The sequence below is a fragment of the Streptococcus sp. AS14 genome, assembly GCF_000286495.1.
Lineage (GTDB): Bacteria > Bacillota > Bacilli > Lactobacillales > Streptococcaceae > Streptococcus > Streptococcus sanguinis_P.
Genome location: NZ_ALKI01000013.1, coordinates 116,828 through 129,972, shown reverse-complemented (window position 1 = coordinate 129,972; position 13,145 = coordinate 116,828). Strand labels below are relative to the sequence as shown.

Below are 13,145 nucleotides of genomic sequence, written 5' to 3'. Positions count from 1 at the left end.
ATTTTATTAACTTTATTCACCAGCAATGCCATTTGGAATGATAACTTCCTTGAGTAACTGCTCTTCTTCCTTGATACGAACGTAAAGGGTGATACAGTAAATCGGGAAGAGGATGAAAAGAGCAAAGTAGGCATGACTGAGCAGGGCCAAGCCCACCAATTCTGGTACAACATTCAGGAAATAATTAGGATGTTTGACATTGCGAAAGAGCCAGTGGTCAACAAACTTATGATCCTTAACCAGCATTAGCTTGATGGTCCAAACTGGTCCCAAGAGCTTAGCAACAAGGTAGAGCATAAACATAGAAAAGAGCAACAAGACAGCGCCCAATAGACTCACAAAGTCAAAAGCTGGCTTTTTCAGCAGCAATTCCAGAAAGCAGACCGCATAAAAAAGCATGTGCAGGTACTTCATGATATTTGAATTTTTCACCCCATACTCCATGCCACCCTTGGCCAGAATATCCTGCTCATTCTGAGAGGATTTCCTCAAAAACACCAAACGAAAAAGCGACACAGCTGCAAAAATCACTATAATGATTGTCATAAGACCTCCTAAAATTTAGTAATACATTTTATTATATAAGGAATTCTGCAGCAAAGTCAAGACTGTTGTTTACAAAAATCGACCAAGATATAAAAAAGCTGCGACTAGAATTTCTAGATAAAATCCCAGTCACAACCTCTATAAAATATTTATTTGAAGCAAGTTTCTCTCACCGGTCAGACATCACAAAATTTCCACATAGGTGCTGTATTTTTCCTTGACTTTCGGAGCGATATTCTCATCCGTCACAACTGCACTGAGGTTGTCCAGCCGGTAAAAAGAGTAGAAAGAATAGCTGTCAAACTTGCTGTTATCGGCTACGATATATTTGCTGATGGCATTGTTAAGGATAATCGCGTCGCCGTTGCCTTCCTCTTCATTGCTGGTGGTAACATTATGACCGTCAATGCCATTCGCCCCGATAAAGGCCTTGGAAACCTTGATTTCTTTCAAAAGATTATTGGCAAATTGACCGACAAAGGTTTGAGTCTTAGCCCGATAACGGCCGCCAATCAGAATTAAATCTAAGTTGGCTCTTTCTTTTAACTTTTCAAAAATTGGCAGCGAATTGGTGACAATGCTGATATTTTTGCCATCCAAATAGTCTCCGATAAAATCCGTTGTGGTGCCTGACCCAATAAAGACTGTATCCCCGTCAGCAATCAAATCCGCACATTTACGGGCAATCTGCTTCTTCTCCTCAACATTCAGCATTTGCTTTTCTGAGTGGGAAATCTCATTGAGAGCATTTTTGACCTTCTTATGGGCTCCGCCATGAACTCGGGTCAGCATACCCTGCTTCTCTAAATCAATCAAATCCCGACGAATGGTCATATCCGTGACACCCAGCATTTCCTTGAGGTTTTTAACAGCAACCACACCTGTTTGATCCAGTTCTTGCAGAATGATTCTATGTCTACTTTCTTTCATTTTACATTCTCCTTTTGCTCCTGAATTTCTTACAGACTCACCTTTACCTTATTATACAACAGTTCCAGCATATAAACAAAGATTTGTGAATTTTTTTATTTTAAATAGCTAATATGTTGAATTTAATTATGTAAATTAGTGCTATTTAATCTGTTATACAACAAGAAAACTAGACTTTATCTATATCAGCCTAGTTTTCTTCGCTTTACTATTTGTTTTTATGGCTTACTTTATAACTCATTCTAGCAACAAGCTTTTATTTTTCCTTTGCAGCATAGGCTTCGTTACGTTTGATCATTTGTTTTCTGTACCAAGCAAAGATTCCTACATAAGCTCCCAAGAAGATAACTGCGCCAATGATTGCTTTAATATCACCAGTGGTAGTATTACCGATAGTCCATCCCAGCAACTTCTCAATCGGCCCTTCAAGCGTAGAGTGAGTGATTAATTGCGATTTGCTGACTCCTTCAGGGAAGGCACCAACACCTTTAGCAAGTTCCGTTGCAAATGGTGCAATCAGAGTTCCTGACAACAGGAAGAGCGGAAGCAAAAGACTTCCAAACACAATCATACGCAAGAGTTTGCCACGTGTAACTACCAAGAGCGCTGGAGTTACGCCCATTGCAATGATACCAGCCAGTGGTAGTATACCATTCCCTACTTTAGAAAGAAGAACTGCTTCAATTAGCATAATTGGTGCAAGTACGTTGGCACAAGCCCAGATTTCAGCACGACCTGCAATAAAAGGCCAGTCCAAACCGATATTAAACTTGCGACCTTGTAGACGTTTTGTAGCAACGTTTGTAATACCTTGTGAAAGTGGTTCTACAGCTGCAATGAACCATGAACCAATCAATGAGAACAATTCCAAGCAGACACCAGCAGTCAAACCTAGGGTCAGCCAACCTTTAATGACTAATTGCCAAGTATTTGCATCTTCTGCACCTGCTACAGGGTGTGGAGTTCCCATAAAACCAATGACCACCCCGAGAAGGAAACCGATAAAGAACTTAGAGCCCCAGAAACCAATCTTTTTATTCAGAGCCGCAGCATCAAAGTCATACTTATCTAACCAAGGAAAAAATTTATCAAAAATCTTATCCAAAACCATGATGACAGGATTCATCATATAGTTCATGTGAGTAGACGTCATCGGAGATGAACTTGGTGCATTCAAAAGATCATCAAATGTTGGCTTCATCAAGTCTGAGTTGATGATTTTCAAAACACCAACTAGGACAACTGCTGCAGTCGCAATCAGTAGTGATACAGCCGGACTCACATGATTGTTATCCGCATACCACTTAATTAGTAGTCCGGTGATGGACAAGTGCCAAATATCAAAGATGTCAACATCCAGTGTATTTGTCTTTTTCATAACCAGCATAACGACATTGACAATCAGCATGATAAGCAAGAAGTACAAGGTCCATGGAGAACCCCAAGTAATTGTTGCCAAAGGAGCCCAGCCAACATCTGTGATGTTAAGCTGAATGCCTGTATTTTCAACAAATTTTGCAAGTGAAGCTGAGAACGCTCCATTCAGCATACCGATGATGGCCCCGATACCCGTCAAAGCGATGGCTAGCTTAATACCACCCTCCAAAGCTTTGGAAAATTTTACACCAAACAACAGAGCCAAGACAGTCAAGATAATCAGCATGACTATCGGGCCGCCCATTTTTATAATGGGATCAAAGAACTTATTCGCTATATCAATAATAGCATTCATAACAAAACCTCCTGGTTTAACCTTTTATAACCTAACTTAGACCATGCTCTTTAATGGCCGCTTCAATATTGTCATACACCGGAGCACTCATAGCTGGGATACGGAAGAGAATCGGTCCTGCTTCAATAACAGGAATTTCTGGTGTGAAGCCCAAATCTGTTGCTGCAATCGGTGTAAAGATATCGTATCCTTGAATTAAATCTTCATTGACATCCTTGACCATTACTGCATCACAATGAACATCATAACCACGGTTTGACAATTCTTCCTCAAGGGCACTTTTGATTTGGTGACTGGAATTCACACCAGCTCCACAGGCTGCTAAAATTTTAATCATGGTAAAATCCTCCATTTAATTTATTTGATGACTGTTGAAATATAGTGAAACAAATCTTCATCAGTGTTGCACTTAGCTAACTCAGCTAAATTGCCTTGGCTAGTGAAGAAGTCCATAAGCTGCGCCAAAATGTTAGTTTGACTTGAGCTAGAATGGTTAATAATAAAGAATAAAAGAGAGACTGAAACTGTCTGTGCAGGTGCAATCATATTGTGGAAAGTCACAGGCTGTTCCAACTTAACCACAACCACATTCTCTGTTAAGTTGTGCTCAATGTCTGTATGGGGAATGGCTACATTTGGCAAGTCTTTGCCTAAAAACTCCATATCCAATCCAGTTGGAAAAGATTGCTCTCTTTTTATCAGAGCCTCTTTATAAGAAGGCTTGACAATTTTTCTCTCTTCCAGTAAGTCAGCTACCTGATAAAATAACTCTTCTTGACTTTTTGCAGTTAGACAAAAAACTAACTCTTTATCAAACAATTTAGAAAGCTCCATTATTACCTCACCTTGTTTCTTTTTGTTTGTAAATTCATTATATCATTATGATATAATATAGTCAATAGCTTATTATATCTTTTTTATAAATTGTTTGTTTACAATAATTAATAAATCGTGTACTATTTTGTTTGATTTGATAACCAAGTAGCTAAATTACACTTTATATACTTTTTGCTTATAAGATTTCTCACAAAAAAACGCCACAAGATTGTAGCGCCCTTTATCATAAAATACTTTAATATTCCGTTCAATTTTTTACAAAAGATTAGTATAGAGACTATATTTCTCTCGAACTTTATTAGAAAGATTTTCATCGGTTATCACCGCAATAATATTGTCCAAGCTATAGAAAGTATAAAAAGAATAGCTATCAAACTTACTGTTATCAGCAACGGTATATTTCTCAATTGCGTTATCGAGTATAGTAGCATTAATATCTCATCAAAAGAAAAAACTCCGATACATATTTGATGTATCAGAGTTCTTATTTTTTATTTATCACCCTTGTTACGGATTACAAAGCCAGTTTTCTTTTCGCTAGAAGTATTGCGAGGTTTCTTGTGGTCCTTGCGGTAGCGATTTTCTTTGTCAAAACGCTCGTCTTTGCGACCTTTCTTAAATTGATCGCGACGGCCACCTCGGTCACGGCGATTGTCATTGCTGCGACGGTTGCTATTTCCGCCACGACTGCCCTTGCCTTTTCCGCCAAAGCCTCCGCCAGACGGTTTAAACGGCAATGGTTTTTCACGGGCAATTTCTACTTCAGGAAGGGCATCTGGATCCTGCACTGTCAAGCTGAGGATATACATAGCCAGCTCTTCTGGGCTGAATTCTGCTGCTAACTTGCGGGCATCCTTGCCAAATTTCTCAAAGTTAGAACGGATGCTTTCGTCAGCAAAATCGCGTTCAATCTTCTTAAGGGCAACTTTTTTCTTAGCTTGGAAAGCTTCCTCTGCAGTCGCAGGTTTGAGGCCTTTCATACGCTTCTTGGTCAGATTTTCGATGATCTGAAGATAGCCCATTTCATTTGGCGCTACGAAAGTGATAGACTGACCTGACTTACCAGCACGACCAGTCCGCCCAATCCGGTGAACATAGCTTTCTGGATCCTGCGGAATGTCGTAGTTGTAAACATGGGTCACACCAGAAATATCCAAACCACGCGCGGCTACATCTGTCGCCACCAAGACATCCAGATTGCCATTTTTAAAGTCACGGAGGACGCGAAGGCGCTTGCCTTGGTCCAAATCACCATGGATACCCTCTGCTCGGAAACCGCGGATTTTCAGACCACGAGTCAGCTCATCCACCCGGCGCTTGGTCCGGCCAAAGACGATAGAGAGCTCTGGCTGCTCCACGTCCATCAGGCGGGTCATGGTATCAAATTTTTCATTTTCTTTGACACGGATATAATACTGATCCACCAGCTCCGTCGTCAGCTCTTTAGCAGCAATCTTGACATGCTCAGGCTCCTTCATGAACTTGACACCGATGCGCTTGATAGCATCCGGCATGGTCGCTGAAAAGAGCAAGGTTTGACGTTCTTCTGGCACACGGGAAATGATAGACTCAATATCTTCCAAAAAGCCCATATTTAGCATTTCATCCGCTTCATCCAAGATTAAGGTTTCAATCTGATTCAGCTTAAGCGCCTTGCGTTTGATCAAATCCAAGAGACGGCCAGGTGTTCCTACGACGATATGAGCACCAGACTTGAGGGCCTTGATTTGCTTTTCGATACTGGAGCCACCGTAGACAGAGCGTACCTTGACACCCTTGCTACGGCCAAAACGGAAAAGTTCTTCCTGACTCTGCACAGCCAATTCACGGGTCGGAGCGATAATCAAAGCCTGCACAGCAGGATTATCTGTATCAATCTTCTCCAAAGTCGGGAAGCCAAAGGCTGCTGTCTTTCCTGTCCCTGTCTGGGCCTGACCAATAACATCCTTACCTGCCATAGCAAGTGGAATCGTCTGCTCTTGAATAGGGCTCACTTCTACAAAGCCAGCTTTTTCAATCTCTGCTAGTAATTCAGCAGATAAATGTAATTCATTAAATTTCAATGTTCTTCTTCTTTCTAAAGGTGGTGCGAAGCCACCTTATAAGGCTTTTGATACTCAACTATCGAAACATCCCAAGTTCTTTTCCCTTGCTAAATCTCGATTTTCTGAGAGTATTCGCTCTTCTCTTCATAAATATGGTCTCTCAAGTCCAGGCACTAAAAAAGCGCCGACTCGGTCGCTAGTTCCCACTGAATAGAAAAGCTGTATTTCTGCAACTAATCTAGTATACCACAAAAGCACCTAAAAAGATAGGGCTTGGCTGTAAAATATTTTATTAGAGATTCTTTTGTAAAAAAATGAAAACTTGAAAATCATTTTCAAAAGCATTATAATCTACAAAGAAGAAAGGAGACAGGTATGAATAAATTTTTACGAGTGATTTTCATTTTGCTGTTCTTAGCTATGCTGGGCGCAGCAATGATCCAGATTTTCCAACCCCAGCTCTTGGGCAATGAGTCCATCTACGGCCTATCCCCCTACTGGCAGCGGGAAATTGGTTTCTGGAATCTGGCTATTCTGCCTTTAGTCATTGCTGCCAACATAAAGTATGATTGGTTTTATCTGCGTATGACCTTGCTAGCACTGATTCTGGGCGGTCTGGGATTTGGCACCAACCATCTGCTAGGCTATCTGGAAAAGGCGAATCAAGCAAACTTTCTGGGCTGGATTGAAAATTATCTGCTCGTCTTTTGCTGGATTATCGGTTGGGGACTGGAATATCGAAAAAGACAAAAAAGTGATGAAGAGACTGTCTAGATAGGCAATTTCCTCATCGCTTTTTTCTTCATTATGGACACTTTTCTATATTAGCCAGTAGCTCCTCAGCAAATTGACCAGTGGTCAAAGCTGCTACTCCTTCCAGCTGACTGGCAAAATCGCCTGTCACTTTTTGCTCAAAGAGAGCCTTCTCAATAGCCTTAGTCAGGAGATGAGAGACCTCCGTCCAACCAATGTAATCAAAGAAAATAGCCCCTGATAAGAGAAGTGAACAGGGATTAGCCTTATTTTGACCCGCTATATCTGGCGCCGTCCCATGAGTAGCTTCAAAAATAGCATGACCAGTCTCGTAATTAATATTGGCCCCTGGCGCAATACCGATTCCGCCCACCTGAGCAGCCAAGGCATCACTGGCATAGTCACCATTTAGATTGGTCAAGGCGACAACATCAAATTTCTCTGGATAGAGCAGAATCTGTTGCAGAAAATTATCCGCTATGACGTCCTGAATGACTAATTTTCCAGAAGCCATTTCGTCCGCATACTCTCTTTGAGCTAGTTCATAGCCCCATTTCCGAAAACCGCCCTCTGTAAATTTCTGGATATTGCCCTTGTGAACCAGAGTGACACGCCTTAGTCCTTTGGCTAGCGCATAGTCAATAGCTGCCCGTATCAGCCGCTCACTGCCCTGCTTAGAGATAGGCTTGATTCCAATAGCAGAGCTTTCTGGGAAGCGAATCTTGTCAACCTGCATATCCTCCTGCAGGAAATCGATAACTTTTTGGACTTCAGCCGTTCCACTCTCCCACTCAATCCCTGCATAGATGTCTTCTGTATTTTCCCGAAAAATCGTGATATCTGTCTTCTCTGGGTACTTGAGCGGACTGGGAACTCCCTTGAAATAACGAACCGGCCGCAGGCAGGCATAGAGATCCAATTCTTGTCTCAGCGCGACATTCAAGGAACGAATCCCTTCTCCGACTGGGGTTTCTAGCGGACCCTTAATAGCCACCAGATGGCTCTTAATCACTGCCAGAGTTTCATCCGGTAGCCAGTCACCTGTCTGGTCTACTGCTTTTTTCCCAGCCAAAACTTCCTTCCAAACAACCTTTCTCTGGCCACCATAAGCCTTTTCTACAGCCTTATCAAAGACCAACTGAGCATTTCGCCAGATATCAACTCCAATCCCATCACCCTGGATGTAAGGAATAATCGGAGCATCCGGCACCTGCAACCGCCCTTTCTCAAACAAAATCTTATCTGGCATTTTATCTCCTTCCAATGGGAAGATACTCCAAACCTTGAGCACCAATATAGTTAGAACGTGGCCGAATCAGCTTATTGTTCTTGCGCTGTTCCTGAATATGAGCAATCCAGCCAGCCACCCGACTCATAGCAAAAATTAGAGTATAGATACTGCTGTCAATGCCCAACACATGGTAAACCGTAGCCGAATAAAAATCGACATTCGGTATCAGGTGCTTGGTATGCTTCATATAGGCTTCAATTTCTTCTGAAAGCTGATACCAGACCTCATCCTTGGTCCCCTGTGTCAAATCCTTGGCCATTTGACGCAGGTATTTTTCACGTGGATCTTGGGTCTTGTAAACCCGGTGACCAAAGCCCATAATCTTCTCATGAGAGGCCAGCTTGCGGTCTAGGTAGGCCTGGCAATCCCCTTCCTCTCTGATCTCTTTCAGCATATCAAAGACACATTCATTAGCGCCACCATGGAGGGAGCCTTTGAGTGCTCCAATAGCTGCTGTCACGCAGGAATAAATATCGGTCAAGGTTGAGGCGCAGACTCGAGCAGCAAAGGTTGAAGCATTAAGTTCATGGTCGGCATGGAGCACCAAGGCACAGTTGAAGGCTTTGACCTCAAGTTCACTCGCCTCTTGTCCTTTGAGCATATAGAGGAAATTGGCCGCAAAACCCAAATCCTCCCGCGGCTCTATTGGAGTCTGACCCGACCTCAGTCTGGCAAATGCCGCAATAATGGTCGGCATCTTTGCCATAAGCTGGATGCTCTGCTCGTAGGTTGCTTCTAGAGATGCTTCCTCAGCATGGACATTATAAACACCCAAAAGACTGACCGTTGAGCGCAAGACACTCATGGGATGAAGATGCTTGCGGGACTGGATAAGAATGCATTGCTCCACCGCATCGCTAATGGCATAATTAGCTCGCAGATCTTCTTCAAAATGCTTGAGCTCAATCTGAGTCGGCAAATGCAAATGCCAGAGCAGATAAATCACCTCTTCAAAACTCGCATGGTGCTCTATCAATTCAGAAATATTGTAGCCTGCATAAGACAAGGAATCATCCACAATCTGGCTAATCCTGGTATCACAGGCAATGGTATCTTTCAAACCGTCCGTCTGACTCATGCTCACACCTCCTCTAATTTCTTTCTAACAACCATGGGCAAAATTCCTCCGTTTTCATAGTAACGGATATCCGCCTCTGCATCAAAGCGTAGCCGAGCTTGAAAATCTATTTCTTCAGCACCTTTCCGCGCTACCACGTCAACTAGCTGGCCAACTTGCGGGTTCTGCGGGAGATTAATGTCGAAAGTCTCCTTGCCTGTTAAGCCTAGACTATCCGCATTTTCACCCTCTAGATACTGCAAAGGAAGAATCCCCATCATGACCAGATTGGACCGGTGGATACGCTCAAAACTCTCTGCCAACACCACCTTGACACCCAAAAGATTTGCTCCCTTAGCTGCCCAATCACGACTGGACCCCATACCATAGTCTTTACCAGCTAGGACAATGGTGTCAATTTGCTCTTCCTTGTAGCGCATGGCCGCCTCATAAATGGATAACAACTCTCCTTTATAATCTGTGTAACCACCAATCTTTCCATCCGCCAATTCATTTTTTATCCGAATATTGGCAAATGTCCCCCGCATCATGACCTCATGATTGCCCCGACGGCTACCATAGGAATTAAACTCTTGGTAATCTACTCCATGCTCCAGCAAATAAGAAGCTGCTGGGCTGTTTCTGGCAATATTTCCTGCTGGGGAGATATGGTCTGTCGTCACCGTATCCCCAAATTTTGCCAGCACTGCAAGATTTTTCAGCGGCTGAATGGCTAAATCATCAGCTAAGCCATCAAAGTAAGGTGGATTTTGAATATAGGTCGAAGCCTGATTCCACTGATAATTCTGAGAAGAGGCTGTCGGAATCTGATTCCATTTTTCATTGTCATCAAACACATGGGCATATTCTTTTTCAAAAAGCTGGCGCGTCACATATTTTTGAACATAGTCAGCAACCAAGTCGTGCTCCGGCATCAAATCCACCAAATAGACTGGCTGCCCTTTTTGATCATAACCTAGTGGCTCGCTGGTCAGATTGATATTGGTATTTCCAGCCAGAGCATAGGCGACCACCAAGGGCGGACTAGCTAGGAAATTGGCCTTGACCAGTGGATTGATTCGTCCTTCAAAATTCCGATTTCCTGAAAGAACAGCACTAGCCAGCAAGTCAGTATCCGTAATCGCCTGAGCCACTTCCGGTCGGAGATTTCCTGAATTTCCAATACAAGTGGTACAGCCATAGCCGACAACATTGAAACCAAGCTGATCCAGATAAGTTTGCAGACCACTCTTCTTGAGATAGCCTGTAACCACCTTGCTGCCAGGAGCCAAAGAAGTCTTGACTGTCTTTGAAACCCGTAAGCCTTTTTCTACTGCGTTCTTGGCTAAAAGCCCTGCCGCTATCAAGACATAGGGATTAGATGTATTGGTACAGCTAGTAATGGCAGCGATAGCCACATGGCCGGTCTTAATCGTCTCCTCATGATCAGAAAATTGAACCACTACTGACTTTTCCAGCTCGCTCTCATCTAGACCAAAGCCTCGGACCCCCGCTTCTCTTACTAGACTAGCTTGAAACTCCTCTTTAGCAGCTGTTAATTCAATTAGATCTTGGGGCCGCTTGGGTCCTGAGATGCTCGGCACAATGCCATACAAATCAATTTCAACTACCTTGGTATAAATCGGCTCAACCCTTTCATCATAGAAGAGGTGATTTTTTTGAGAATAGAGACGGGTCAGCTCGATATGATCTTCTGACCGATTAGTCAGACGCATGTAATTGAGCGTTTCCTCATCTATCGGAAAATAACCACAGGTAGCTCCATATTCCGGTGCCATATTAGCCACCGTTGCTCGGTCAGCCAGACTTAGATTAGACAAACCAGGCCCAAAGAACTCGACAAATTTACCAACAACATTTTCCTGCCGCAAGATTTGCGTGACCTTTAAAGCCAAATCCGTCGCAGTCGCAATCTTAGGCAGCTTACCCAAGAGACGAACACCAATCACCTCAGGAACTGGGAAATAAGAAGCTTCACCTAACATGGCAGCCTCAGCCTCAATCCCACCGACTCCCCAGCCCAGAACACCGATCCCATTAATCATTGTCGTATGACTATCCGTTCCAAACATGCTGTCTGGATAGAGTTGACCATCCTTTTCAATGATGACATCACTGAGAAATTCGATATTGACCTGATGGATAATCCCAGTAGCAGGAGGAACAGCTCGATAATTATCAAATGATTTTTCTGCCCACTTGAGAAATTCGTAGCGCTCATTGTTACGGACAAACTCTTGATTCATATTGGCCTCTAGAGCTGTGTCACAGCCATAAAAGTCCACCTGAACACTATGATCAATAACTAAATCAACCGGAATCTCTGGATTAATCTGATCAGCCTGACCTCCCTGCCCGACAATAGCATCGCGCATACTAGCCAAATCCACCACGACAGGAACACCTGTAAAATCCTGGAGAATAACTCGACTAGGCTTAAAAGGCACTTCTCCGCTTGGTGATTTAGCTTGATAATGCACCAAAGAGTTAATGTTATCTTTTTTTACATCAATTCCGTCTTCCTTACGAAGAACACTTTCTAATAATATTCGTATAGAATAAGGAAGCCCTTCTATATCCCCTCCTAGTAGAGCCGAGGCTTCCCTAAGGTCTGTATATTGGTATACTTTACCTTTGTAATTTAAATCGTTTAGGTATTCTGCCATATTTCTACCCCTCACTTATTTTAAATTGTTTTATATTATACTTCATTATGAAATTTTATGCAATAAAAATTATAATTTTTATGTTATATTTTATAACATAAAATAACAGTTTTTTAAATATAGGCAAACTGTACTAATGATTATTTTTCCCAAGCACGAAAAAACAAGCACCATTCTCGGTGCTTGTTATAGGTAAAATAATTTCAAATGCTTACTTCTTATTGGCTAACCATTTAAGAAGCTTGGTTAGAAGTCCCCAGATGATCAAACTAATGACAACAATATAAATCCAGGCGTTTTTATCATTAGACAAGGGCAGAGGAACATTCATACCAAAGAAACCCGTGATAACTGCGAGTACTGCCAAAAGGACCGAAATAATGGTCAAGACCGTCAAATTGTCATTCAGATTGTTATTCAGGATATTATTGTAGGAGCCAGAGAGCTGGCTGAGAACTTGAGCAATCAGATCAGTCATCGAAACGAGCTGACGAGCCTCAATCATAGCATCCTCAAACTGCTCGGTTTCTAATTCATCAAAACGTCGGTAAATGCCATGACTTTTGATATGCTCTAGGAGCATGCGATTCTGCTTAGCTGCAGCAACTAGATAGACCATAGAAGTTTCCAAGTCAGACAGAGCAAAAAGATGCTTTTTGGTAGTTGTCTGACGCAGGAGAGCATTAATCTCATCTTTACGCTTGTCCATCCGCTCAACAACCGGATAGTAAGAATTGGAGATTAACTCTAGACTAGCAAAGAGAAACTTATAGACCGATACTGGCTCATGGCACTCAGTATAGGCTTTCATCATGTCCACAACATAGGCATTGTCTTGGTTGCTGATAGTAATGAGCCGCCCCTGCTGCACTACAAAGGTCATGGGAATCGTTTCATAATATTCCTTATCTGTCGCTAGATTAAGGACATTGTAGATAAAGACAACTGTTCCATTCTCACGATTGTAGTCCATGTGAGCCCGCTCGTTCTTATCAAGCGCATACTCGATGGTCTCTTTATCAATCTCATAATCCTGATAAATCCGGGCGTTCTTTTTGAAACTATCTGAGTCAATGTTGATCCAGACAGACTGATCTTTTAGTTTTCTTTCCAAAAACATGGAGCTCCTTTCTATGAGGAACACTTAGTGCTCACAAAATTATCTTACCTTCTATCTTTTTGAATATAAATGCATGTTAATCCAATTATAAAAGTTGCCTTTTCTTTTAGTTTTCTCATTAATTGCTAATAATTTCTAATTCTTTAT

11 protein-coding genes and 1 pseudogene are annotated in these 13,145 nt (G+C 42.3%); 1 reads left to right on the top strand and 11 read right to left on the bottom strand.

The annotated features are described in order from the left end of the window. Positions 1–12: 12 nt before the first annotated feature. From HMPREF1150_RS04580 to HMPREF1150_RS04605, 7 genes and pseudogenes are all read right to left on the bottom strand, one after another. Positions 13–546, bottom strand: coding sequence for an isoprenylcysteine carboxyl methyltransferase family protein (locus HMPREF1150_RS04580; RefSeq protein ID WP_009659954.1), 534 nt, complete (start codon positions 544–546; stop codon positions 13–15). Between the two features lie 183 nt (positions 547–729). Continuing rightward, on the bottom strand, positions 730–1,476 hold the full coding sequence (locus HMPREF1150_RS04585) for a DeoR/GlpR family DNA-binding transcription regulator (RefSeq protein WP_009659871.1): 747 nt from the start codon (positions 1,474–1,476) through the stop codon (positions 730–732). A gap of 256 nt (positions 1,477–1,732) precedes the next feature. Continuing rightward, positions 1,733–3,208 (bottom strand): PTS galactitol transporter subunit IIC, encoded by a 1,476-nt coding sequence (locus HMPREF1150_RS04590; RefSeq protein ID WP_002902641.1) that lies wholly within the window; start codon positions 3,206–3,208, stop codon positions 1,733–1,735. Positions 3,209–3,239: 31 nt separating this feature from the next. Then, positions 3,240–3,545: a PTS sugar transporter subunit IIB gene (locus HMPREF1150_RS04595; protein WP_009659841.1), complete on the bottom strand. Its 306-nt coding sequence runs from the start codon at positions 3,543–3,545 to the stop codon at positions 3,240–3,242. 20 nt (positions 3,546–3,565) lie between these two features. Beyond that, the gene (locus HMPREF1150_RS04600; RefSeq protein WP_002902639.1) at positions 3,566–4,042 is read right to left on the bottom strand and encodes a PTS sugar transporter subunit IIA; all 477 of its coding nucleotides are present in this window, start codon (positions 4,040–4,042) and stop codon (positions 3,566–3,568) included. A 258-nt stretch (positions 4,043–4,300) separates the two neighbouring features. Continuing rightward, positions 4,301–4,477 (bottom strand): annotated as a pseudogene (locus HMPREF1150_RS12230) (DeoR family transcriptional regulator); the annotation flags it as partial. Between the two features lie 59 nt (positions 4,478–4,536). Continuing rightward, positions 4,537–6,108 carry a DEAD/DEAH box helicase gene (locus HMPREF1150_RS04605; protein WP_009659862.1) on the bottom strand — a complete coding sequence of 524 codons (1,572 nt, stop codon included), beginning with the start codon at positions 6,106–6,108 and terminating at the stop codon, positions 4,537–4,539. Positions 6,109–6,465: 357 nt separating this feature from the next. Here HMPREF1150_RS04605 and HMPREF1150_RS04610 point away from each other — a divergent pair, with 357 nt between their 5' ends. Then, positions 6,466–6,864, top strand: coding sequence for a hypothetical protein (locus tag HMPREF1150_RS04610; protein WP_009659947.1), 399 nt, complete (start codon positions 6,466–6,468; stop codon positions 6,862–6,864). Positions 6,865–6,895: 31 nt separating this feature from the next. Here the strand turns inward: HMPREF1150_RS04610 and icd are convergent, their stop codons facing one another. The 4 genes from icd to HMPREF1150_RS04630 form a co-directional block, all read right to left on the bottom strand. Then, complete coding sequence (gene icd / locus HMPREF1150_RS04615) at positions 6,896–8,107, bottom strand: NADP-dependent isocitrate dehydrogenase (RefSeq protein WP_032905508.1); 1,212 nt, start codon at positions 8,105–8,107, stop codon at positions 6,896–6,898. Then, positions 8,094–9,212, bottom strand: coding sequence for a citrate synthase (locus HMPREF1150_RS04620; RefSeq protein WP_009659952.1), 1,119 nt, complete (start codon positions 9,210–9,212; stop codon positions 8,094–8,096). The genes icd and HMPREF1150_RS04620 overlap by 14 nt, the downstream gene beginning before the upstream one ends. A 2-nt stretch (positions 9,213–9,214) precedes the next feature. Next, positions 9,215–11,878 (bottom strand): aconitate hydratase AcnA, encoded by a 2,664-nt coding sequence (gene acnA, locus HMPREF1150_RS04625; RefSeq protein ID WP_009659889.1) that lies wholly within the window; start codon positions 11,876–11,878, stop codon positions 9,215–9,217. Between the two features lie 211 nt (positions 11,879–12,089). After that, the gene (locus HMPREF1150_RS04630) at positions 12,090–12,998 is read right to left on the bottom strand and encodes a magnesium transporter CorA family protein (protein WP_002907013.1); all 909 of its coding nucleotides are present in this window, start codon (positions 12,996–12,998) and stop codon (positions 12,090–12,092) included. Positions 12,999–13,145 lie beyond the last annotated feature (147 nt).